A 24071-nucleotide genomic window follows, 5' to 3' on the forward strand; every position below is an offset into this window, starting at 1 on the left:
TATTCCCTTGTTTCTAATTATAAAATGAGAAAGCTTTGTTGGTGGCCTTAAGTCGTTAAAGGCAAATATTAATTATGTACGGCAAGGTATTTAACCTATGCCGATCGCTTATAAGATTAACTATAGCTTGAATTGTTCACCTAAGTACACTGCTCGTACTTGCTGGTTGTCTAAGATTTCAGCAGGAGTTCCCTCGGCAATCAAATTGCCATGACTCACAATGTAAGCTTTCTCACAAACATCGAGAGTTTCGCGCACATTATGGTCGGTGATTAATACACCTAGTCCGCGATTTTTCAGCTGTTCGATGATCTTTTTGATGTCGATAACCGATATAGGATCGACGCCAGCGAAGGGCTCATCGAGCAAAATAAACTTAGGATTAGCGGCTAATGCTCTGGCGATTTCAACTCGGCGACGTTCGCCTCCCGATAGTGCCATGCCTTGACTGTCACGAATATGAGTGATGTGGAACTCTTCGAGTAGATGTTCTAATTGCTCTTCACGTTGATCGTTGCTGAGTTCTCTTCGTGTTTGCAGTACTGCCATGATGTTGTCACGTACCGAAAGCTTTCTAAAGATACTCGCTTCTTGTGGCAGATAGCCAATCCCTTTACGGGCTCGCAGATGCATAGGGTCTAAGGTGAGGTCGTCTTCATCGATAAAGATACGTCCTTTATCGCTCTGAACTAGACCCACAACCATATAAAACGTGGTAGTTTTTCCTGCTCCGTTGGGCCCTAGTAGCCCCACGATCTGTCCTGTTCTTACGGTCAAACTTACATCTTGAACAACGGCACGGCTTTTGTAACTTTTAGCTAAATTGACCGCTTTTAATGTCATATCTGTCATTGCTTTTCCTGCTGCTTAGGTTGCTCTTCAGCGGGAGTTTTCGGGACTTCTTGGTAATTCTCAGGTTGAATAATAGTGATCACTCGATCGTTACCCGTGCTTTCGGCAATCAGTTGCTGTTGCTCAATATTGTAACGGATCTGGTCACCCGTCACTTGGCTGCCTTCTTGTTCAAGAGTGGCATTACCTATCAGTATCAGAGTACGGCTCGATAGTTCGTAGCGGATCTCTTTGGCGCTGGCTGAAGCTGGCCGTCCATTTTCCATCACTTGGGTGTATGTTGCGGGATTTCCCGTCGCGACCAGGATTTTGCCATTGCTGTTTTCTTTGCTAAATGCACGTAACTCATCTGCTAGGATCTTTATTGAGCCTTGGGTTACTTCAACTGGGCCATTGAAGATAATCTGATTATTCTTAATATCGGCTTCTTGGCTAGCGGCAGAGATCTTAACCTCTTGCAGTAGATCATTGTCCTTGGCTGTGCTACCTAAGCTAACTAGGGTTAGCGCGCAAGCAAGAATAAGGTTATTTAGTTTCATATGTTCCTTCTACCTGACTAGTCAGTCGTACATTTTGTGCATTCAGGTCAGCATGCAAACCTTGGCCTGTGATCAGAAAATCTTTACCTGTAATTCGAATGGTGCGGTCTGAGGTCATGATCATAGTATTTAGATCGAGTTCCAGATAGCTTGTCTCAATGGTTTGGATCGGTTCTTCTGGGCTAATAGCATCAATGATAACATTATTTTCTAGGGTTACTCGTCCGCTATTTTTATCTAAGGTACCTTTGGTTGAGCGTAAGCGCCATTGAGCATCACCATTTGCAGGATAGACTAAGTAAATGGGATCTGAAAAATAGGTCATATCTCGGTCGGAATAATACTCCATATGGCTTGCCGATACGCGACTGTTGATATTGCCTTGCTCGTTATACTGCACGCTTTTTAAGTCGTTGACGATATAATCTGGACGCTCAGATGCATCGAAAATCTGGTCGTTAGCCCCACGTTTTGTCTGCACCTGCCAGTAGAGGATTAATGCCGCACCAAAAAACGCTAAAATCGCCAGCGTGACTCTATTCATATACTCATTCCGTGCGCTGACTCAAACTTATCTTGGCTGAGTAAAATAAGATCCGTTAGCTCTCTAAGTGCGCCGTGTCCACCTTTAATCGTGGTGACCATATCGGCGTGTTGTTGCACATAAGGATGGCCATCGGCGACACAGACGGATAAGCCGACTTGCTGCATCACTGGCAGATCAACCATGTCATCACCTATGTATGCGACTTGCTGTGGGGTGACTTGGTAGAGCTTTAGCAACTCTTGATAAGGCACCATTTTATCATCGACGCCTTGATAGATATGCGTAATGCCAAGGGCTGTCATACGGTCTTCAACAATGCGTGATTTACGCCCTGTGATAATCGCAACCGGAATATCACTTGTTAGCAAAGAGCGCACACCGTAGCCATCGCGAGTATGGAAGGTTTTAAGCTCATCGCCAGAATTGCTCATATACACTAGCCCGTCAGAAAAGACGCCGTCCACATCGCAGATAAGCAGTTTAATCTGTTTTGCTTTTTGCCAGATCGCATCAGCGATTGGGCCGTAAAAACCTTGATGAGCCATGATTAAATTACTCCTGCTTTGACCATATCCAGCATATTGAGTGCACCAATAGGTTGTTGATTAGTATCGGTAACAATCAGGCCATTTATCTCTTTCTCATCCATGATTTTAAGCGCCTCAGCGGCCAAGATACCATCACCGACAGTAACACAACCCTGGGTCATGACTTGGCTAATAGAGGTGGTTCTTAGGTTCACTTCTGCATCGATCACTCGGCGCAGATCGCCATCGGTAAAAATACCCACTAATCGACGGTTGTCGTCAATGACGGCCGTCATGCCCAAACCTTTTTTCGATATTTCATATAAGGCTTCGGTGATACTGATATCTTGTGATACTAGAGGTAGGTTTGCACCTGTGTGCATTACATCGCTAACTTTAAGTAGTAGTTTACGACCTAGGCTGCCACCTGGGTGCGACAAGGCAAAATCATCTTTAGTGAAGCCACGGGCTTGTAGTAGCGCAACGGCTAACGCATCCCCCATGACTAAGGTCGCTGTGGTGCTTGAAGTGGGAGCTAATCCAAGCGGGCAAGCCTCCTCTGGCACTTCGATACATAAGTGCACCACAGAGTGTTTGGCCATGTTCGAATGAGGTTTACCTGTTACAGCAATAATGGGTAAGCCCATACGCTTAATGACTGGCATTAAGGTTAATATCTCGCTGGACTCCCCAGAGTTTGAGATCGCAAGCACGATATCGTTTTCACTGAGTACACCTAAATCACCGTGACTTGCTTCACCTGGATGAACGAAGAAAGCTGGCGTGCCTGTACTGGCTAACGTGGCAGAGATCTTATTGCCGATATGGCCAGATTTCCCCATTCCCATGACAATTACTTTTCCTGTGCAGGAGAGGATGAGTTGGCACGCTTTAGCAAATTCGATTGAATCTACGTATTGATAAAGATTGTCCAACGCATTGCGCTCGATATCGATAACATTGCGTCCCCATTGACGTAATTGTTTTGCATTTACCATCTTGTTCTCTCTTTGTTGTCAGCTGGTGCTGAACGTGAAATTAGGATAGAAAAAGTACCGCTTGGTACGCAACAAAAGTCACTAATAACACCCCTCCATGCCAAGGTTTTAACTGGCGATCCTTGCCCGTTAGCAGAATGAGTATGGCTAAGGCGCTACTTGTCGCTAATACCATATAAAAGTCTCGAGTGCTGGCAGACGCATCCACCGATCCTGGTGCGATAAGCGCTGGCAGTGCCAGTACCGCTAAAATATTAAATAGGTTTGAACCAACAATATTGCCAATAGCAAGGTCGTCTTCCTTCTTTAAAACGCCAGCAACACAGGCGGCCAATTCGGGCAAACTGGTCCCTACGGCAATAATGGTTAGACCTATCACGAGATCGGAAAGGTGGTACGCCTTTGCAATACCAACGGCACCTTGCACCATCCAGTCTGCTGACAGCGGCAGCAATACAATACCAACGACAAGCCAGAGCATAGCTTTAGCGGTTGGCACCCCTTGGGGGATTTCGCTCTCGGCTTCCTCGACAAATGGGTCAGATTCTTTGTTCGTGACCGCATGCCAAATAAGATAGCCCATTAAAGAGAGAAACAGTGCCATTAATATTCCCCCTTCGATGCGAGTCAACTGACCATCGAATAGGAAATATCCAGCAAGTAGCGTTGCCCCAAGCATCATGGGGATTTCACGTTTTAGGGTTTGAGAGCTTACCGATATCGCACCCATGAGTGCAGTGATCCCTAAAATCAGGGTGATATTGGCGACGTTTGAACCTAATACATTACCAATGGCGGTATCTGTCATGCCTTCCATTGAGGCGGTGGCTGCTACAAACATTTCTGGTGCTGAGCTTCCCATGGCTACAATTGTTAAGCCAATAAGCATAGGTGGCAGCCCTAAATTACGAGCAAAAGCTGCAGCGCCATAGACAAATTTATCGGCACTCCATACTAGGGCACCCAATCCTGCAATCAGTAGAAAAATATTAAATAGCATTAAAGTTCATTATTGTTTGGAAGTCTGCCGCGCATTTTCGCTGGATTTGAACAAAATTGAAAGTATTGAGGCAAGATAGTGTCGATTCGGTTGTGCACAATAGGTCAATTACGTACAATTTGTCTCTTTTTCTGTCGTTTTACCATGGAACACATTAGGCCTTACTATGAGTAATGAACAGGTAAATGATAACGCTAGGCCCCTAGTCGAGATCACCAATCTCGGTTTTAGCCGCGGATCTCATGTCATTTATGAGGATGTTAGCCTGTCTATTCCTAAAGGAAAGGTGACCGCTATCATGGGCCCAAGTGGTATAGGGAAAACCACATTGCTCAAGCTCATTGGCGGGCAATTACAGCCTCAGCACGGCAGGATAAAAGTCGATGGTATCGATGTTCATAAATGCAATCGGGGCGAGCTGTTTGAACTGCGCAAGCGTATGAGCATGTTGTTTCAAAGTGGTGCCTTGTTTACCGACATGAATGTGTTCGATAACGTTGCCTTTGCATTGCGCGAGCACTCAGGACTTCCCGAACCCATTATTAAGCGTATTGTGTTGATGAAGTTGGAAGCTGTTGGACTGCGCGGCGCGTCTAAGATGATGCCGAGTGAACTCTCTGGTGGTATGCAGCGTCGTGCGGCGCTAGCGAGAGCCATCGCATTGGAACCTGAGTTAATTCTTTATGACGAGCCTTTTGCTGGCCAAGATCCGATCTCTATGGGGGTGCTGGTTAAACTGATCCGTGAACTGAGTGACGCGCTGAATCTGACTTCTGTGGTGGTGTCCCATGATGTGCAAGAGGTGCTAGGCATTGCCGATTATGTCTATGTCTTGGCTGATAAGCTAGTGATCGCTCATGGTACACCGCAAGAGTTAAGGTTAGCTGACAATCCAAAGTTGAAGCAGTTTATTGGTGGAGAGCCTGATGGGCCTGTGCCGTTTCATTTTCCCGCTCAAGATTACCAAAAGGAGATGTTAGGTGAGCTTGACTGATCATATTGCCAATTTAGGCCGTAGTGCGATAGCCAGTGTTACAGGCCTTGGCCGGGCTGGGTTAATGTTATGGGGAGCCATTGCTAGACTGCCCAAGCCAGCTAAAGGCATTCCCTTGCTGGTTAAACAACTCTATGTTATCGGTGTGCAATCTATGGTGATCATTTTGGTCTCAGGATTGTTTATTGGCATGGTGCTGGCGTTGCAGGGCTATAATATTTTGGTGGGATTTGGCACTGAAGATAGTTTAGGTCCCATGGTAGCGCTGAGCTTACTTCGTGAGCTAGGGCCTGTCGTGACCGCACTGCTGTTTGCTGGGCGGGCAGGATCTGCACTTACCGCTGAAATTGGTTTAATGAAAAGCACCGAGCAGCTGTCGAGTCTAGAGATGATGGCGATCGATCCACTCAGGCAGATCATAGCACCACGATTTTGGGCGGGGGTGATCAGTTTACCCTTACTGGCTTTGATGTTTACTGCCGTGGGTATTTACGGTGGGCATATTGTCGGCGTCGAATGGAAAGGGATCGATAGCGGAAGTTTTTGGTCTATATTGCAAGCTTCGGTCGAGTGGCGACAAGATATCGTTAACTGCTTGATAAAAAGCTTAGTGTTCGCCGTGGTGGTCACTTGGATTGCACTTTATCGTGGTTATCATGTGATCCCCAACCCCGAAGGTATTAGTCGTGCTACGACGCAAACCGTAGTGCAATCTAGCTTAGCTGTATTGGCGTTAGACTTTCTGTTAACGGCGATGATGTTTGGTAGTTAATTAAATATTGTTTATGGATGAACTTATGTGCCGCGCGTCGTGGTATGTATAAAACTGAGTGGTAATGAGAGTATGTTGACTCGAAAAATTGAACTATTAGTTGGCTTGTTTATTCTGTCTGGTTTGATGGCGTTTTTAGTGTTGGTATTCAATGTGGCGAATGTCGAAGTCAAACCTGGCCAGAGCCATTACACCCTGTACGCCAAGTTCACCAACATTGGTGGGCTTAAGGTTCGCTCCCCAGTAAAAGTTGGTGGCGTGGTGGTTGGCCGAGTAACGAATATTAGTCTAGAGCCCCAAGAGTTAGTGGCGGTTGTCGAGCTGGCAATGGATAAGCAGTATGATCAGTTTCCTGAAACCAGTAGCTTGTCTATCCTGACATCGGGTTTGTTAGGTGAGCAATTTTTGGGCCTGACCCCGGGCTTTATTATGGATGATATCGGCATGCTTAAAGATGGTGACAAGATCCAAGATACGCATTCAGCCTTAGTGTTAGAAGATTTGATAGGCCAGTTTTTGTATAGCGTTAAGTCAAAAGATAATTAATAGAGATGATTATGAAACATGTATGGAAAGTGATGCTGTCTGGTGTGGCGATGTTAGTTAGCATTGCAGCATTTGCACAGGAGATCGAAGTCAATATTAAAGACCCCTATGCGATGGTTGAATCGGTCGCGAATAAGACATTTGCCCGCTTTCATCAGGATATTGACACAATTAAGGCGAATCCTGACCACCTTAAGGTGATAGTCTCTGACGAGCTGATGCCTTATATCGACTATAAGTATGCTTCTTATAAGGTGATGGGAACCTATTTAAGGCAAAGTACACCCGAGCAGCGAGATCGCTTTTCTGAGGCGTTTAAAAGTTACTTAGTTGCAACCTATGCTCAGGCATTTACTGAATACACAAATCAGAGAGTGGAGTTTGAACCCGCGAAGAGTTTTGCTGACGAGAAGATGGTCGATGTCAATGTACAGATCATCGAACAGGGACGGCCACCGATTAAGTTGCAATTTAGAGTTCGGCGCTTAAAGGATGATACGTGGAAGGCATTTGATCTAGTTGCGGAAGGGGTGAGTTTACTGTCGTCAAAAAGCGCTGAAATTTCTAATTTAATCCGTCAAAATGGAATTGATTCAGTGATTGAAGATTTAGAGAATCACACCAGCAGCCATATTAGTTTAGGTAAAAAGGATGCCAAGCTGTAATGCTTGAATTTAAGGACGAAGGAAACACCTGCTATGTCAGCGGTGAGTTATCACAAACTGAAGTGATACGGCTTTGGCCTAGAGTCGACAAGTTAGTGACTCTAGGAGTCGCCTCTATAGACTTGTCAGCGATTAATTATAGTGACACCGCAGGCGTCGCACTGTTATTACATATCGTTGCCCTGCAGCATCGGGCTGGCGCTAGTTTGACTCTATGCCATCCACCGCAGCAGTTGCAGAAATTAATAGATTTATATGATTTACAAGACTTCTTCGTCGAAGAAGCCAATTAAAGGTTATAAGTTCATGGAATGTAAAGAAATTGAGCAGCTTCTGAGTGAGGCACTTTCCCTAGAAGAGGTGCATGTGAGCCAAGATGGCACGCATTATAAAATCGTCGCGGTTGGCGAGTGCTTCGATGGCGCGAGCCGCGTTAAACAGCAGCAGATGATTTATGCACCATTGATGGAACAGGTCACTAGTGGTGCGTTACACGCCATCACAATCAATGCATTTACTCCGACGCAATGGAAGCGTGAAAAAATCTTCAACATGCCAGGTTAGAGACTCATTGTGGATAAACTAAAAATTCAGGCTAGTGGTGCACTTGCCGGTGAAGTGGTTATTTCTGGGGCAAAGAATGCTGCCCTTCCTATCCTTATGGCAGGTGTTTTAGCCGAATCAGACTTTGTGGTCAGTAACGTTCCTAACCTCAGAGACGTTAATACCAGCTGTGAGTTGTTACGTTGCTTAGGTGCTGATGTTCAACGCGCTGATAATGGCGAAATCACCATTTCAACCACTGAACTTAATCAGTTTTGTGCGCCATATGAGTTAGTGAAAACCATGCGTGCTTCTATCCTGATCTTAGGACCATTACTCGCTCGTTTTGGTACTGCGGATGTATCGCTACCCGGCGGCTGTGCTATCGGTGCTCGTCCTGTTAATTTACATCTGCATGGTTTAGAGCAGATGGGGGCTAAGATCGAGGTCAAGGAGGGTTATATCAAAGCCCGTGTCGATGGACGCTTGAAAGGCGCACATATCTTCATGGATATGATTAGTGTTGGCGCAACCGAAAACCTGATTATGGCGGCAGCGCTTGCCGACGGCGAGACGGTAATTGAAAACGCAGCGCGTGAACCTGAAGTGATCGATTTGGCTAATTGCTTGATCGCCATGGGTGCAAAAATCACTGGCGCAGGTACAGATACTATCCGTATTCACGGTGTGGAAAAGTTAAGCGGTTGTCATTATCGTGTCATGCCAGATCGTATTGAAACGGGGAGCTTCCTTGTTGCTGCGGCAGTCACTCGCGGTAAAATTCGTTGCACCGCTGCCGACCCTTCAACCTTGGAGTCAGTGCTAGCTAAGTTAGAAGATGCTGGGGCTAAGATCGAGACTGGTGAAGAGTGGATTGAGCTCGATATGCAAGGTAAACGAGCGAGTGCCGTTAATATTAAAACCATGCCTTACCCTGGTTTTCCTACGGATATGCAGGCGCAGTTTTGTGTACTTAATGCATTAGCACAAGGCACTGCAACCATTACTGAAACCATCTTTGAGAATCGCTTTATGCATGTCCCTGAGTTGATCCGTATGGGGGCCAACATGGAGCTTGAGGGGAATACCTGTATCATTAAAGGTATAGAGAAACTTAATGGTGCTCAGGTAATGGCAACCGACCTTCGTGCGTCCGCCAGTTTGGTTATTGCAGGCCTTGTTGCTGACGGTGTTACTACGGTTGACCGTATCTATCATCTAGATAGAGGCTATGAGCATATCGAAGATAAGTTCAAAGGCCTTGGCGGAGAAGTGGTTAGAGTGAGCTAATCATTTGACTACTAATTTGCAATGATTTCAAAGCCATCGATATTTCGATGGCTTTTTTATTTGTCGTATTCTTATGTTCTAAATTGCCAATAAGCTCACTATCGCCTTGGTTGATAGCTGCTATTATGCGCCGATGTCGACATTTATTATTTTTAATATTTATCTCTTCTACGGCTTGGTATTTTTTTCCATTGGCTGCGTAGTGCTATTTCGTAATTTTAAGTATAGCCAGTTGTCTATCTCGCCCACGCTTTGGGCGCTCGCGTTATTTGGTTTCTCTCATGCTTTCCATGAATGGTCAGAGCTGTATGTCATTTTGTTTGAAGATGACATTCAGCCTCAATATCAAATATTAGTGGAGTGGCTAAGGCTGCTTAAATTAGCACTCTCATTTGCTAGTTTAATGATTTTTGCTTGGTTGCTGTTTGGTATCGTCCCAGCGGCTATTGCTAAGGTTGGTCGGGGGCTGATCATCGCGATTTTAGCGGTTTACTTTATGGTGGTGATCTATTTTTCTAGCTCCTTAAACCTGTCCGAGGAGTTGTTTCGAGAGGCCGCCCATTACACTCGACTCTTGCTAGGCTTTGGCAGTGCATTTTTAGCTGGCTGTGGTATTGGGATTTATGGTTATAGCTTAATGAAAGCTGAGCATGAATACGGGCACTATTTTATTGCCACAGGATTAGGCCTATGGATCTACGGCATCATGGCAGGTTTGGTTGCAACAGACCTACATGTTGGGGTTCCAGTGTTACGGACATTAGCCAGTGGCATGATTTTGTTTACCCTATTTAAAGCCTTAAAAGTATTTGATATTGAACGAGAGATGCAGACTGAAGCTAAACTAAAGCGCGCGATAGAGGCTGACAAGTTTAAAGCCATTGGTCGATTAGCCACTGGGGTCGCCCATGAGATCAATAATCCTTTGGCTTCATCCTCACTCGCCCTTGAGTTGTTGGAACGAAAATACCCCATAACCGATAGTGCGCAGCAGGAGTATGTTAACCGAGTTAGGATGGGAATTAGTCGCGCTGCCGATATTAGCAAAGAGTTACTGGCCTATGCTCGGCCTCGTTCTGAGTCATTTTCGTTGGTTAACCTTGCCAAGGTTTCTCAGGCAGCGATAAGGCTGTTGTCTCATAAACGGCGCGATTTTCAGATCACCGTTGAATGCGATCAAGATATCCAAATGAATGGCCAGAAGATTAAGCTCGAAGAGTTATTGATAAACCTGCTGTCTAATGCGATGGATGCGAGCGAACCGGGAGGGACGATCCTGCTGACGATTAACAGTCATCAGGACGCTATCTGTCTATCGGTACGAGATTTTGGCCATGGTATGGATATTGAAACAGTGAGTCGTGCTACCGAACTGTTCTTTTCAACCAAAGCTATAGGTCAGGGCACTGGCTTGGGATTAGCTATCTGTGATGCCATTGTTCGCGCTCACCATGGTGAGATGGGAATACAGAGTGAGTTAGGCAAGGGAACACAAATCGATATTTATTTTCCCATCGATGAGGAAGGTGACGGTGAATATTTTAATTGCTGAAGATGATGCCGATCTGCGTATCAATATGGTGGAGATATTAGAGCTTGAAGCGCATCAGGTGACCGCGGTTGATTGCGCTGAAGCGGCGATTGTGGCTTGTGAGCGGGATACTTTCGATATTGCTTTGATGGATCTGCTCATGCCGGGGATGACTGGGGTCGAGGCGATATCTAATTTGCGGCAACTGAATCCTTTTCTAGCCATAGTCATCATTACCGCCTACGCGACCGTTGATACCGCTGTCGATGCGATGAAGAAAGGCGCTGATAGCGTGATGACCAAGCCCTTTAATGCTGGCGAGCTATTGATGACCATAAAGCGCAGTATTGCAGAGAAGCAGCTATTAAAATCAGCGTCTGATATCGATCCCGATAGTGTTTATGCCGCCTTAGCCAACCCTTTGCGGCGACAAACCCTCAAGCAATTAGGCACCCATAAACAGTTAAAGTTTATGGATCTCTGCCGTTTAGTTGATGTGGAAGACCACACCAAATTTAACTTTCATCTGCGGCAATTAAAGAAAGCGGGCCTAGTGCAACAAAATGAGAACAAGCTCTACCTTTTGACGACGACTGGTCAATTCGTTCTACAAAATCACAACCTGTCATGATTTGCAATTTGTTGATTTAGATTGTTTTTTTATTCTTCTGATAACTGAAATTCACAAACGCTGTGTTGTTGTGAAATCGCCTCATCTATCCCTTTAGTGATAAAGCGCAAATACTGTGCTCATGTCCAAAGAGACATATCAATCGCCCTCCCTGCAAAGTTGGTGATTGTCATAAGCCACGAGAGGATGAACAAATGAACAATCAAATTCCATGTAAAAAGCTACTGTTAGCTAGTATGATTTCTATGCTAGTGGCCTGTGGTAGTGATAATGACGAAACGGTAACGCCACCAGTCGAAGAGAACAGTGCGCCTGCAGCGGTTGCTGATACGGCTAAAGTGACAACGTCTGAAATGGTTACCATTGACGTGTTAGCCAATGACACAGATGCCGATGGTGACACCTTAATGCTTGTATCTGTTGATTCAACCAGTGCAGTGATAAAAGAGGGTAAAGTCGATTTTACTGCAGGAACATCGGCAGGCGAAGTAAAGTTCGCTTATACCATTACAGATGGCACCGATGAGGCGATTGGCGAAGTCACAGTGACCGTTGAGGCCGCCGTCATGCCAGAGCCTGAAGTGCTTGCCTATGTTGGCTCGGCAGCCTGTGCTGGATGCCATGGTGATAAGCATGCATCCTTTTCTAAGACTGGCCACAACTTCAAAATTCAAAAAATTAACGCGGGTGAGCAGCCAAGCTTCCCCTATACGCCAGAAACGACCATTACTGGTGCAATCGACTTATTGGTTGATTCTACGCCGAATAATGATCTTGGTGCGCCAACCAGTTATGACGATGTAACCTATGTTGTTGGTGGTTATCAGTGGAAGATGCGCTGGATGGATAAAGACGGTTATATTGTGACTGGTAAAAACGTTCAATATAACATCCATAACAGTAAGGGCGAGCTTAATACACCAGATAATCATCCTGCAGACCCTGATGTGATGGGTAACTACAAAGATACCGAATTTAATGTGAAATACAGTTGCGGTAACTGCCATACCACGGGGTGGAAACGCACCACAGATGTGGCGGGTGGGGATGATCGTAATCCTGATCGACAAGACGACCTGCCGGGTATGAATGGTACTTTTGCCGAACAAGGGATTCAGTGTGAATCTTGTCACGGAGCCGGTAGCTTCCATGTCAAAGCACCTTCGAAAGACAATATTACCAAGATAGCGACTGCGCGTACTACCCAAGACTTCCTTGCTGATGATATGGGTTATGGCAAAGCTGTGACTTGTGCTGAGTGTCATACTCGTGATGGTGAGAAAGATTACCCATCATTTGTGAGCCACTACAATGAAGCATTCCCTAACGGTACAAAAGTGGGTGGTCGTATTATCGCTAAGGGTGGACTTGCGCAGCATCATCAAACTGCTGATGAGCTGTTAGGGGTTGTACCTGAAGATCACGGCACTTATAAAGCGGGTGATGAAATTGGTCCGAAGAGCAGTATGACGTGTACCACTTGTCACGATTCACATAAGTCGACCAAAAATCAAGATAGTAGCGATGGTCTGCATATGAATGCGGTGAAAGCATGTACTGACTGTCACACTATGGCGTTCACCGATGGCGGCGGTTCAGTTGGGCATGGTGTGATGGCTGAGTGTACCGATTGTCATATGCCGAAGCTGGCTAAGAGTGCAGTAACGACAGCGCCTAAGATGGGGACTTCTGATGTGGTATTTGGTGACATCAAGTCTCACCTATTTACCTTAGACCTTGCAGCAGATGCGAAGCAGTTTACCGATGATGGCAAGTACCAAATGCCTTGGGGTACAGCTAAGTTTACCTGTGGTAACTGCCATGGTGATTACACCGATAAAGCGGCAGCGCTCTCTAAGGTGCATAAATAGCGAAGTTCACTATGTAGAAAGTGGAAAGTTAACCAAGTAAAAGCTGCCTAACTTTCTCTCTCGTTAAGTAAGACCACTTTAGTCTAAGGATCAAAGTGGTCTTTTGTTGTGGGAGCCGGTGGTGTTCAAAAAAGTCGTTAGGGATCAACAGGCCCTAATAACGGGATGTTTATTCAATTTAATCATAAAAGCAGATAAGCTGTTGAGCTTGTATAATTAAATACGGAAGAATAGATAACTAAGGAGAGGTTATGGGGCATGGCAAAAGGATTGCTGTATTAATTGGGCTATTAGTAGCGGCTTTAATCTGCTACGGCATAGGAATGCAACTGGGAGCACTGGTCTTTTTGCTCATAGGTGCAATACTGGAGTGTGCATTTTGGCTCAGGTTATTTAAGACTGACTCAAACAAATAGTCCATCTATAGTGTCCTAAGTGTGCACGCTATAAAAAAGCCAGCTGATTGCTGGCTTTTTTATAGCGGTTAACTTATTGGCCTGAATTTTCACCTATGGTCACAGGAACTTCGTAATATTTACCATCTCGAATGATGGTCATTTTTACCTGAGTGCCTGGTGGGGTTTCGGCTATTCTATCCATTAGCATCTCAACTCCAGGAACCGTTTCTTCATTAAACTTGGTGATCACATCGCGTGGTCTTAGCTTGGCTTGGGCCGCAGGACCCTGATGGTCAATATCGGTGACCAATACGCCAGTTAAATCAGGAAGATTGAGGATTTGCGCCATGACTGGATTAATCGGTTCACCAGTAATACCTAATGCCCCACGAATCACTCGGCCATCTTTGATCAGTTTACCCATAATGCTATGAGCCAGTTTGATGGGTATAGCGAAGTTAATGCCATGACCGCCACCTTCGCCGCCGACTTGGAAGGCCGCCGTATTGATGCCGATAAGTTGACCGCTTGTGTCGATAAGTGCGCCGCCAGAGTTACCAGCGTTAATCGCTGCATCGGTTTGCAAGAAATCAAGATAACCAGAACTAAGGCCATTGCGCCCAGTGGCACTGATAATCCCCTGAGTGATGGTTTGTCCTAGATTATAAGGATTACCGATCGCTAGCACGACATCACCTACTTGAGCTGGAATGTCTAGATTGATCGGTACAACAGGGAGGGTATCACCTTCGACCTTTAGTACAGCGATATCGGTTACGGCATCTGAGCCGACGACCTCGGAGGTAAACTTACGACCATCTTGCAAGGCGACAACGATCTCGTCAGCCTTTTTAATCACATGATAGTTGGTAAGAATGTAACCTTCCTTGCTCATTATCACCCCAGAACCTAAGCCTTGGAGCGAGCCTGAATTGAGAGGACGGCTTTGATCTATGCTTAGGCTGTAGATATTGACCACAGCTGGAGCGGCGCGCCTTACTGCTTGTGAAAATGACAGTTCAATGCCGTGTTGACCGCGAGATTGAAAAAAGCTGTTCTGTTGCTTATTGCCTGTAATAAGTGGCGTAATGACCAGAAAGACAGCAGCCATGATTAGGCCAAATAGTGCTGCTTTGCCAATATAGATCACCGTGTCTTTTAGAGTCATGATTCAGATAATTATGCGAAAAGTAGTGTTAGATTAACATGTTTATTTATACGGCACTAATGGCGATTTTTCAGAAGCTGAGATGACACCATGGCGTAATAAAGAATGTGATAAATCAGTGCTCATATTAATAAAGTCGCTCAAACAGTGTTTTTATCCGTTTTCTCGGTTGAATTAGCTAATATACAGGGCAAATGAAAGAGGCCATGAACATCTCATGGCCTCTTTGCTAGGGCTAAATTCTATCTCAATACAAGGTAAAGGTTGTTTCCATCGCGTAACAGTTTAAGTGCAACGGCACCATGGGTGTCTTTAAGTTCTGCTTTTAGCTCTTTAAGGTCATCTATACGAGTACGGTTAATGCCAACGATAAGATCGCCTTTTAGTAAGCCACTTGCCGCAGCGGCAGAGCCTTGAGCGACTTCCGTTATCTCAACACCTTTTTTCGCATTCTCAAGTGTCGCGCCATCGAGCATTTCATGGATGGCGCCAGCGGCTGTTTCTGTCGACTGACTCGCTTCACCTAACACGGCGGTCACTGTTTTTTCATCACCATCGCGAATTAACCCAAGTTTGACTTTCGCGCCAGCGCCCATTGTAGCCACTTTGGCGCGGAGTTCTTGGAATGACTTAATGGGGCGTTCGTTAACGCTAACAATGATGTCACCTGCCTTAATACCAGCTTTGTCTGCGGCGCTGTCTGACATCACTTCGTTTACGAATCCACCGTGCTGCGTATCGAGACCAAAGCCTTCGGCCAACTCTTTATCCAGATCGCGACCACTGACACCTAGAACCCCACGGCGAACTTCACCATGTTCGATAATTTGGTCTACCAGATTGTTAACCATGTTTGCCGGAATGGCAAAGCCAATGCCCACATTCCCGCCGCCTGGCGCCACAATCGCGGTGTTGATACCAATTAACTCACCATTGAGATTGACCAGTGCCCCACCCGAGTTACCGCTGTTTATTGCAGCGTCGGTTTGGATAAAGTTCTCTAGCATCTCTATCCCTAAACCACTTCTACCCATGGCGCTGACAATACCTGAGGTCACGGTTTGCCCAAGTCCAAATGGGTTACCAATCGCCACCGTAAAGTCACCTACGCGTAACTCGTCAGAATCAGCACGTTTTAAGGCGGTTAAGTTTTTGGCTTTTATCTGCAATAGGGCAATATCAGATTCAGCATCGGCACCGATCAGTTTAGCTTCAATCTCGCGGCCATCTGATAAGCCAATGAGAATTTCATCGGCGCCATTGATGACATGGTTGTTGGTGACGATATAGCCTTCATCTGCATCGATGATCACCCCTGAGCCTAAGCCTTTAAAAGGGCGTTCTTGTACCTGTTCTCTTGGTGCATTCGGGCCAAAGAAATAACGAAATGCATCAGGCACTCTCTGCTTAGAGACATGGGTTCCTGAAACCGCGACAGCAACTACGGCTGGGGTGGTTTTTTCTAGCATAGGCGCAAGGCTCGGAACTTGTTGGCCGCCAACGGCTAATGGAATCGCAGCCTGTGATACGGCTGGCATCACCATAAGAGTGGCACTTAATACTGCTGCTGAAATTAGTGATAGTTTTGTTTTCATCAATTCATGACTCCAAATTGGGGATAATGGACTTATGATCACCCTAGATATAAGGCTGTTTTACCTCAAATCAAGTTGTTAATCTTAAATCTGCTATCCAATCCGACTATAGGTATTTAGCTAAAGTTCACCTTGATTAACAAAGGTTAATTATTTGATCATGATAGGGTTTAGCGATCAATCGATTATCTCACTTCTCCTAATAAGCTAGATACGGCCGAGCATGTCGTTACTGACTGTAAGGCAAGGAGTAATATCTAACTTGTTCATGGTCGGGTTATGTTCGTCAACAGATATCTATGGGAATTACTGACTGTCGTGATACCATTTGGCCGTTGAATTAAGGATAGAAGAGAATATTTACTGTGCCGCATCTCACCCCTTGGGAACATTACCAGCAAGATTTACAGCGTGCCGAGTTCTCTCATGATCTCGCACAAGAGCAAGCGGTCAAATTACTGCAGCGTGTCTATGACGAATTAGTTGCGGCTCAGCAGCCTGTTTCGGGTATTTCTAAGCTGTTTGGTTTTTTGGGGAAATCGAAATCACAAGTCAAAGGGCTTTATTTGTGGGGCGGCGTAGGACGTGGCAAGACCTACCTGATGGACACCTTTTTCGATGCCTTGCCTGGTGATAAAAAGCTAAGGGCGCATTTTCATCGCTTTATGCACCAAATTCACCTAGACTTAGATGGCTTGAAAGGCCAGCGTGATCCCTTATTGGTGATAGCCAAAAGAATGGCCGAGCAATATCAAGTTATCTGTTTCGATGAGTTTTTTGTTTCAGATATTACCGATGCCATGTTGTTAGGTACCCTGTTTGAGGCATTATTTGCCGAAGGCGTCGCCTTGGTGGCCACATCGAATATCATTCCTGACGAGTTGTACCGTAATGGCTTACAACGGGCGCGTTTTCTTCCCGCTATTGCGGCCATTAACCGGCATTGTGAAATCCTCAATGTCGATAGTGGTGTCGACTATCGTCTGCGTACACTTGAGCAGGCTGAAATCTACCATTTCCCATTAGATGCGCAGGCCGATACAAACTTGATTAGCTATTTTGATCAATTGGCTCCCGAATCAGAAGTATCAGAAGCACCAGTTGATATTGATGGTCGTGAAATTGCTATACGTAAACAAGCTCAAGGCGTATTGCTGATTAATTTCAGAGACCTATGCGATGGCCCACGCAGTCAGCGAGATTATATGGAGATGGCCTGCATCTATCATACTGTGTTGCTTAGTAATGTTGAGCAGATGGGCAGTCAAACGACTGGGGATGATATCGCGCGCCGATTTTTGGCAATGGTGGATGAGTTTTATGAGCGTAACGTTAAGTTGATTGTTTCTGCAGAGGTGGCACTAGAACAGATCTACATCGAAGGTTTGTTGTCGTTTGAATTTAGACGCTGCCGTTCACGACTCACCGAAATGCAATCTCATGAATATCTCGCGCTAGAGCACTTGCCTTAATACTTCAAATGGCAAAAGGAATAATTGTTACTTTTAACCATTTCACCACTTCTAGAAGGCAAAGCTGAAGAATTCCTGCAAATTAGCTAAAAAATTAGATGATTTTTAACTCAGCTTTGTCTATAATTCGCGACCTGCCCTCGTTACTCCGCTAATAAGGCGGAAGATGTAAAGCCTTATTCTTTGCTCGAAGGGGTAGAGAATGGCACTTTTTGTGTTGTTATTTAATGATGAATGACGGCATGTGAGACAGAATTTTAACATTGGGTTTTTGTAAATGAAGACTACTTTTACTGCTACACCAGAAACCGTTACTCGCGACTGGTATGTTGTTGATGCTGAAGGTAAAACTTTAGGTCGTATCGCTACTGAGATTGCTGCTCGCCTACGTGGTAAGCACAAGCCTGAGTATACTCCTCATGTAGATACTGGCGATTACATCATCGTTATCAACGCTGAGAAAGTTGCTGTTACTGGTAATAAAGCGAAAGGCAAAGTGTACTACTCGCACTCTGGTTTCATTGGTGGCATCAAGCAGATCACCTTTGAAAAGCTGCAAGATCATAAGCCTGAAATGATCATCGAGAAAGCAGTTAAGGGTATGTTACCTAAAGGTCCTTTAGGACGTGCCATGTTCCGTAAACTTAAAGTTTACGCTGGTACAGAACATAACCACGCTGCACAACAACCTCAAGTTCTTGATATCTAAACAGGATTAAGCAAATGGCTGCAACTCAGTACTACGGCACTGGCCGTCGCAAAACATCTACTGCTCGCGTATTCGCTAAAGTAGGTAGTGGTAACATCGTCGTGAACCAACGTCCACTTGACGAATATTTTGGTCGTGAAACTGCTCGTATGGTTGTTCGTCAACCACTAGAGCTAGTTGAAATGACTGACAAGCTAGACATCTATGTAACTGTTAAAGGCGGTGGAATCACTGGCCAAGCAGGTGCAATCCGTCACGGTATCACTCGTGCATTGATGGAACTTGATGAAGCTCTACGTCCTTCTCTACGCGCTGCTGGTTTCGTTACCCGTGATGCTCGTAAAGTTGAGCGTAAGAAAGTGGGTCTACGTAAAGCACGTCGTAAGCCACAATTCTCTAAGCGTTAATATTTCGCTTCGAAAATTCAAAAACCCAGCATTATGCTGGGTTTTTTTATGGCTAAATTCTGCTATTTTTAGCTCATCTATTCGCTTTTAATCAGTTTACCGAAGACACGCGGAGTCGATCGCTTCGTTATACTGATGGGCATTACTGTTCTGTATAGGAAACACTCGTTTATGTCATTTCAACTTCTGATGTTAGTGTTGGCGATAGTGCTCATTATTGAAGGTATTGGGCCACTTTTATTTCCCAACCGTTGGCAAGCATATTTGAAGGAAATTTCTAATCAAAATCAGCGGGTTTTGCAAAGGTTAGGTGGAGCTTTAGTGACCGCAGGCATCGTCATATTGATTATTTTTTCATAAATTACTTGCCACTTCCCCCCTAAGATCTGCTAAAATCCCGTTTTAACCACTACCTTGCAGCAAATAATGGGCAAAAACGTCGTAGTTCTCGGCACCCAATGGGGTGACGAAGGAAAGGGTAAGATAGTCGATCTACTTACCGAACAGGCCAAATATGTCGTTCGTTACCAAGGTGGCCACAATGCGGGTCACACACTGGTAATCGATGGTGACAAAACCGTTCTTCATCTTATTCCATCAGGGATTTTACGCGATAATGTAAAATGCATTATCGGTAACGGTGTGGTGCTTGCGCCAGACGCTCTGATGACTGAGATCAACATGCTTAAAGAGCGTGGCGTACCTGTAGAGGAACGTCTACTTATCTCTGAAGCGTGTCCTCTGATCCTTCCATTCCATTGTGCGTTAGATATCGCTCGCGAAAAAGCGCGTGGCAATAATGCTATTGGAACTACGGGTCGTGGTATTGGTCCAGCATACGAGGATAAAGTTTCTCGTCGCGGTTTACGTGTAGGCGATCTGTTTGATGCAGAATTGTTTGCGGCTAAACTAAAAGAAGTCATGGCTTACCATAACTTCATGCTGACTGAATACTACAAGTGCGAAGCAGTTGATTACGAAGAGACATTGAAAGATGCTCTAGCAATTGCTGATTACTTGAAGAGCATGTGTACAGATGTATCTGAGCTGCTTGATCAGGCACGCAAAGCTGGCGAGCCAATTCTATTTGAAGGTGCTCAAGGCACGTTACTAGATATCGACCACGGTACTTATCCATATGTAACCTCTTCTAATACTACCGCAGGTGGTGTTGCAACAGGTTCAGGATTTGGTCCACGTCATCTAGATTACGTTTTGGGTATTATGAAGGCATACACCACTCGTGTTGGTGCAGGTCCTTTCCCAACGGAATTGAAAAACGAAATCGGCGACTACTTAGGTACTAAGGGGCACGAGTTCGGTGCGACTACTGGTCGTAAGCGTCGTCCAGGTTGGTTGGACGTTGTCGCGATGAAGCGCGCAGTTCAAATCAACAGTGTTAGCGGTTTCTGCTTAACTAAACTAGACGTTCTAGACGGACTAGAAGAAGTTAAGATCTGTGTTGGCTATCAATACCCAGATGGTACCGTAGCAACCACCACTCCGCTAGCGGCTGAAGGTTATGAGCAGGTAACACCTGTTCTAGAAACTATGCCTGGTTGGAGTGAATCAACTTTCGGTGCAACTTCTGTTGATCAATTGCCACAAGCGGCATTGAACTACATCAAGCGCCTTGAAGAGTTGCTGGAAACGCCAGTCGATATTATCTCAACGGGTCCCGATAGAAACGAGACCATGATTCTAGTGAATCCGTTCAGTTAATATTAAGGGCCGCATTAAGCGGCCTTTTTATTGAGTCAGATAAAAGAAACCGTTATAACTAGGCAAGAGTCTTTAAGGTAATTGCCAAGCGGCCGATAAGATAAGTTATACTGCCCAGTGTTGAATATATGCCGAGAGGCGATGCAGGGCGCGAAATCGATATAGAGAATTTTGTTATGCTACGATTTGTATTCTTTATTATTTTGAGTTCCTTATCTTTAGTGAGCTACGCAGAAACTCAAGCTGTGAATATTTACAGCCAAGAGCAATTAATCGATATGATCCGAGATAAATCTTATCTTACCCAGGTCAAAGGCGATGATTGTCAGTTGGTGCAAGATATTGAAGCGCGCGCTGAAGTATTAAAACAACCCTTATATCAGTACCTTTGGGCGGAGATGCTTAATTATGGCATCTGTGTGCCAGCTAATCCGCCGAGGGGAATTTCACTGCTTCGTGATGCAGCCGAGCAAGGCAGCGCAGAAGCAATGGTGAGGATTGCCGAGTATTACCATGATGGTAAGTTTGTGATCCAAGATAAAGAGCGCGCAGTGCAATACACGCTGCCCGCAGCCGCAAGTGGCGATCTACCAGCACGAATGATGTTAGTAAGATTGTTTGGCGAAGGCTATGGTAGCCCCAGAGATTACGAGATGGGTTATCATTGGCTATACAATGATGTATTTAGTGATGAGGCAACGAAGCAACAAGCCTTAAAATTATTGATGGTGCTAGAAGCAAAAATGCCCGCCAGTGCGGTAGATAGGGCAAAGCAGGAGCATCTGAGATCCCGGTAATTGCCCTACGCAAGAAGCAAGGGCTGACATTTTGGATATTGAATGATCAAAGATCCGCATTTAAAGCGTGAACAACAGAAGTACGACAACCCCATTCCCAGTCGTGAGTATATTTTAGATTACTTGCGTTCAGAGAAATCACCCCTCAATCGTGAAAAAATAGCCCAAGCGCTAAAAATTGTTGATGAAGAACAGTTAGAAGCATTGCGTCGTCGCCTACGAGCGATGGAAAGAGACGGCGAGTTAGTGTTTACTCGTGGTCAAGCCTACGGTTTACCAGAGCGTATGGACTTACTCAGCGGCACGGTTATCGGCCACCGCGATGGTTTCGGCTTTCTAAAACTCGATGAAGGTGGTGACGACCTTTATATTAATAACCGTGACATGTTGATGTACTTTCACGGCGACAAGGTGCTGGCGCAAAAAGCAGGCGTCGACAGAAAAGGTCGCCGCGAAGCACGTATTGTACGCTTAACTCGTCAACGTACAGCGGCATTGGTCGGACGTTTCCACATCGACTCGGGTATGGCGTTTGTTATTGCCGATGATCGTCGTATTACCCAAGAGATCTTAATCCCAGATGAAGATCGTGGCGGTGCCCGTCAAGGCGACGTAGTGGTGCTTGAGTTAACTCGACGCCCCGGTCGCCATATCAAAGCGGCAGGCAAGATCACCGAAGTTTTAGGTAAAGAGCTAGCGCCTGGGATGGAGATTGAGATTGCACTGCGCAATTACGATCTGCCTCATACTTGGTCGAGTATCATCGAAAAGAAACTGCGTAAGATCCCAGATGAAGTGACCGAGGCCGATAAGCAGGGCCGTGTCGATTTGCGGCATCTGCCGCTGGTCACTATTGATGGCGAAGATGCACGCGATTTCGATGACGCTGTGTATGCCGAAACCAAAAAAAGTGGTGGCTGGCGTTTATGGGTAGCGATTGCCGATGTGAGCCATTATGTGCGCACCGAATCCGCCTTAGATACAGAAGCGCGTGCTCGAGGTAACTCGGTTTATTTCCCATCGCAAGTGATCCCAATGCTGCCAGAGAAGATCTCTAATGGCTTATGCTCCTTGATGCCAGAGGTCGATCGTCTGTGTATGGTGGCTGAGATGACTATCTCAGCAGCGGGTAAGTTATCTGGCTATAAGTTTTACCCTGCGGTGATGCATTCCCATGCTCGACTAACCTATACCCAGGTTGCCGATATGCTGGAAGGCGGCGAGGTGAGTGATAAGCTAAAGCCAATATTCCCGCACCTGAAGACACTACAATCTTTGTATCTCACGTTGGATGAAACCCGTGCTCAGCGCGGTGCTATCGCCTTTGAGACCACAGAAACCCAGTTTATCTTTAATGCCGATCGTAAGATCGATCGCATCGAGCCACGTACCCGTAATCAGGCACATAAGATCATCGAAGAGTGTATGATTTTGGCCAACGTCGCGTCGGCTAAATTTGTGCAGAAGCATAAAGGTGAAGTGCTTTATCGTGTGCATGAAGCGCCATCTGAGCAAAAGCTAGCCAACTTTAAGGAGTTCCTTAAAGAGCGCGGGCTAACCATGAGTGGTGGCCTAGAGCCAACGCCAGCCGATTATCAAGGGATAATGGAAAAGATCGAAGGTAGACCCGATGCCGAACTTATTCAGGTGATGTTGCTGCGCTCAATGCGCCAAGCGACTTATACCCCAGATAATCAAGGCCACTTCGGTTTGGCATTGGAGGAGTATTCACACTTTACTTCCCCCATTCGCCGTTATCCCGATCTAGTGCTGCACCGGGTTATTCGTTACTTGTTAGCCAAAGAGCGTGGTGAAAGCATCGATAAGTGGACCCCTGATGGCGGTTATCACTATAAGATTGAAGAGCTTGATCTACTTGGCGAAGAGTGTTCTACCACTGAGCGCCGCGCCGATGAAGCGACTCGCGATGTGAGTGATTGGCTCAAGTGCGAGTTTATGCAAGATCATGTGGGCGACACCTTCGATGCTGTCATCGCCTCGGTGACTCATTTTGGTATGTTTGTTCGTCTTAACGATCTGTTTATCGACGGTCTAGTGCACATCTCTAGTCTAGGCAGTGATTATTATCAATACGATAATATGCGCCAACGCTTAGTGGGTGAAGCTTCTGGAAAGATCTATCAACTTGGCGACCCAGTGACCGTAAAAGTGGCTGGCGTTAACCTTGATGATCGTCAAATTGATTTGATGATGGTCGATGATGAAGGACGCACACCAAGAAGAGCTAAAGCCAAAAAGCCACTAACAGCCCGAGAGCGAGTTAACCTTGAAGGGGCTAAAGCGGGTAAGGCTGGCGATACAAAGGCTAAAAAGCCTCGTCGCAGCGGTGCTAAGGCTGGCGTGAGTAAACCCGCTGCAAGTAAAGCCAGTGGTAGTAAAGCGGGCGGCGCTAAAAGTCGCACAGCCAAAGCCAAGAGCAGTACCGCTAAAACGGGTGCCAAGAAACGTAAACCCGTTAAGCGTAAAGCAAAATAAT

25 protein-coding genes are annotated in these 24071 nt (G+C 45.7%); 17 read left to right on the forward strand and 8 right to left on the reverse strand.

The genetic code is table 11. The features are described from left to right. Nucleotides 1–120: 120 nt before the first annotated feature. From lptB to K0I73_RS02785, 6 genes are read right to left on the reverse strand one after another with little or no spacing between them, the layout of a single operon-like run. Nucleotides 121–852, reverse strand: coding sequence for an LPS export ABC transporter ATP-binding protein (gene lptB, locus K0I73_RS02760; RefSeq protein WP_220063025.1), 732 nt, complete (start codon nucleotides 850–852; stop codon nucleotides 121–123). Then, nucleotides 849–1391 carry a lipopolysaccharide transport periplasmic protein LptA gene (lptA, locus tag K0I73_RS02765; protein WP_220063026.1) on the reverse strand — a complete coding sequence of 181 codons (543 nt, stop codon included), beginning with the start codon at nucleotides 1389–1391 and terminating at the stop codon, nucleotides 849–851. The genes lptB and lptA overlap by 4 nt, the downstream gene beginning before the upstream one ends. Continuing rightward, nucleotides 1378–1935, reverse strand: a complete 558-nt coding sequence (gene lptC, locus K0I73_RS02770) for an LPS export ABC transporter periplasmic protein LptC (protein ID WP_220063027.1) — start codon at nucleotides 1933–1935, stop codon at nucleotides 1378–1380. The genes lptA and lptC overlap by 14 nt, the downstream gene beginning before the upstream one ends. Then, nucleotides 1932–2483: a 3-deoxy-manno-octulosonate-8-phosphatase KdsC gene (kdsC, locus tag K0I73_RS02775; RefSeq protein ID WP_220063028.1), complete on the reverse strand. Its 552-nt coding sequence runs from the start codon at nucleotides 2481–2483 to the stop codon at nucleotides 1932–1934. The genes lptC and kdsC overlap by 4 nt, the downstream gene beginning before the upstream one ends. A 2-nt stretch (nucleotides 2484–2485) precedes the next feature. Then, entirely contained in the window at nucleotides 2486–3463 is a 978-nt protein-coding gene (locus tag K0I73_RS02780; protein ID WP_220063029.1) for a KpsF/GutQ family sugar-phosphate isomerase, read from the reverse strand. Between the two features lie 40 nt (nucleotides 3464–3503). Beyond that, complete coding sequence (locus K0I73_RS02785; RefSeq protein ID WP_220063030.1) at nucleotides 3504–4463, reverse strand: calcium/sodium antiporter; 960 nt, start codon at nucleotides 4461–4463, stop codon at nucleotides 3504–3506. Nucleotides 4464–4629: 166 nt separating this feature from the next. On the opposite strand from K0I73_RS02785, the gene K0I73_RS02790 reads away from it, so the two are divergent. The 10 genes from K0I73_RS02790 (at nucleotide 4630) to K0I73_RS02835 (ending at nucleotide 13306) form a co-directional block, all read left to right on the forward strand. Then, complete coding sequence (locus K0I73_RS02790) at nucleotides 4630–5457, forward strand: ATP-binding cassette domain-containing protein (protein ID WP_220063031.1); 828 nt, start codon at nucleotides 4630–4632, stop codon at nucleotides 5455–5457. Further along, nucleotides 5444–6229, forward strand: coding sequence for a lipid asymmetry maintenance ABC transporter permease subunit MlaE (gene mlaE / locus K0I73_RS02795; RefSeq protein ID WP_220063032.1), 786 nt, complete (start codon nucleotides 5444–5446; stop codon nucleotides 6227–6229). Before K0I73_RS02790 ends, mlaE begins: the two co-directional genes overlap by 14 nt. Before the next feature lie 72 nt (nucleotides 6230–6301). After that, nucleotides 6302–6775, forward strand: coding sequence for an outer membrane lipid asymmetry maintenance protein MlaD (gene mlaD / locus K0I73_RS02800; protein WP_220063033.1), 474 nt, complete (start codon nucleotides 6302–6304; stop codon nucleotides 6773–6775). A gap of 32 nt (nucleotides 6776–6807) precedes the next feature. Continuing rightward, nucleotides 6808–7440, forward strand: coding sequence for an MlaC/ttg2D family ABC transporter substrate-binding protein (locus K0I73_RS02805; protein WP_434086708.1), 633 nt, complete (start codon nucleotides 6808–6810; stop codon nucleotides 7438–7440). After that, entirely contained in the window at nucleotides 7440–7733 is a 294-nt protein-coding gene (locus tag K0I73_RS02810) for an STAS domain-containing protein (RefSeq protein WP_220063035.1), read from the forward strand. The genes K0I73_RS02805 and K0I73_RS02810 overlap by 1 nt, the downstream gene beginning before the upstream one ends. A gap of 13 nt (nucleotides 7734–7746) precedes the next feature. Further along, a complete protein-coding gene (locus tag K0I73_RS02815; protein ID WP_220063036.1) occupies nucleotides 7747–8004 on the forward strand; it encodes a BolA family protein in 258 nt (85 codons plus the stop codon). Nucleotides 8005–8013: 9 nt separating this feature from the next. Further along, on the forward strand, nucleotides 8014–9273 hold the full coding sequence (gene murA, locus K0I73_RS02820; protein WP_220063037.1) for a UDP-N-acetylglucosamine 1-carboxyvinyltransferase: 1260 nt from the start codon (nucleotides 8014–8016) through the stop codon (nucleotides 9271–9273). Between the two features lie 202 nt (nucleotides 9274–9475). Further along, a complete protein-coding gene (locus K0I73_RS02825) occupies nucleotides 9476–10825 on the forward strand; it encodes a sensor histidine kinase (protein WP_258405272.1) in 1350 nt (449 codons plus the stop codon). Continuing rightward, the gene (locus K0I73_RS02830) at nucleotides 10806–11435 is read left to right on the forward strand and encodes a response regulator (protein ID WP_258405273.1); all 630 of its coding nucleotides are present in this window, start codon (nucleotides 10806–10808) and stop codon (nucleotides 11433–11435) included. The genes K0I73_RS02825 and K0I73_RS02830 overlap by 20 nt, the downstream gene beginning before the upstream one ends. A gap of 194 nt (nucleotides 11436–11629) precedes the next feature. Continuing rightward, nucleotides 11630–13306 carry an Ig-like domain-containing protein gene (locus tag K0I73_RS02835; protein ID WP_220063040.1) on the forward strand — a complete coding sequence of 559 codons (1677 nt, stop codon included), beginning with the start codon at nucleotides 11630–11632 and terminating at the stop codon, nucleotides 13304–13306. Between the two features lie 489 nt (nucleotides 13307–13795). On the opposite strand, the gene degS is transcribed toward K0I73_RS02835, so the two are convergent. After that, nucleotides 13796–14872, reverse strand: coding sequence for an outer membrane-stress sensor serine endopeptidase DegS (gene degS, locus K0I73_RS02840; protein ID WP_220063041.1), 1077 nt, complete (start codon nucleotides 14870–14872; stop codon nucleotides 13796–13798). A 242-nt stretch (nucleotides 14873–15114) separates the two neighbouring features. Further along, entirely contained in the window at nucleotides 15115–16467 is a 1353-nt protein-coding gene (gene degQ, locus K0I73_RS02845) for a Do family serine endopeptidase DegQ (protein ID WP_220063042.1), read from the reverse strand. A 365-nt stretch (nucleotides 16468–16832) separates the two neighbouring features. On the opposite strand from degQ, the gene zapE reads away from it, so the two are divergent. The 7 genes from zapE to rnr all read left to right on the forward strand — a co-directional run bounded on the left by zapE (nucleotide 16833) and on the right by rnr (nucleotide 24070). After that, entirely contained in the window at nucleotides 16833–17939 is a 1107-nt protein-coding gene (gene zapE / locus K0I73_RS02850) for a cell division protein ZapE (protein ID WP_220063043.1), read from the forward strand. Between the two features lie 277 nt (nucleotides 17940–18216). Continuing rightward, the gene (gene rplM / locus K0I73_RS02855) at nucleotides 18217–18648 is read left to right on the forward strand and encodes a 50S ribosomal protein L13 (protein WP_220063044.1); all 432 of its coding nucleotides are present in this window, start codon (nucleotides 18217–18219) and stop codon (nucleotides 18646–18648) included. A gap of 14 nt (nucleotides 18649–18662) precedes the next feature. Continuing rightward, nucleotides 18663–19055, forward strand: coding sequence for a 30S ribosomal protein S9 (gene rpsI / locus K0I73_RS02860; protein WP_220063045.1), 393 nt, complete (start codon nucleotides 18663–18665; stop codon nucleotides 19053–19055). Between the two features lie 171 nt (nucleotides 19056–19226). Next, complete coding sequence (locus K0I73_RS02865) at nucleotides 19227–19415, forward strand: DUF2065 domain-containing protein (RefSeq protein ID WP_220063046.1); 189 nt, start codon at nucleotides 19227–19229, stop codon at nucleotides 19413–19415. 66 nt (nucleotides 19416–19481) lie between these two features. Continuing rightward, complete coding sequence (locus K0I73_RS02870) at nucleotides 19482–20777, forward strand: adenylosuccinate synthase (protein ID WP_220063047.1); 1296 nt, start codon at nucleotides 19482–19484, stop codon at nucleotides 20775–20777. 176 nt (nucleotides 20778–20953) lie between these two features. Next, on the forward strand, nucleotides 20954–21574 hold the full coding sequence (locus K0I73_RS02875; RefSeq protein ID WP_220063048.1) for a tetratricopeptide repeat protein: 621 nt from the start codon (nucleotides 20954–20956) through the stop codon (nucleotides 21572–21574). Nucleotides 21575–21616: 42 nt separating this feature from the next. Further along, on the forward strand, nucleotides 21617–24070 hold the full coding sequence (gene rnr, locus K0I73_RS02880; RefSeq protein ID WP_220063049.1) for a ribonuclease R: 2454 nt from the start codon (nucleotides 21617–21619) through the stop codon (nucleotides 24068–24070). The last annotated feature ends 1 nt before the right edge of the window (nucleotide 24071 follow it).

This window comes from Shewanella mesophila (assembly GCF_019457515.1).
Taxonomy (GTDB): domain Bacteria; phylum Pseudomonadota; class Gammaproteobacteria; order Enterobacterales; family Shewanellaceae; genus Shewanella; species Shewanella mesophila.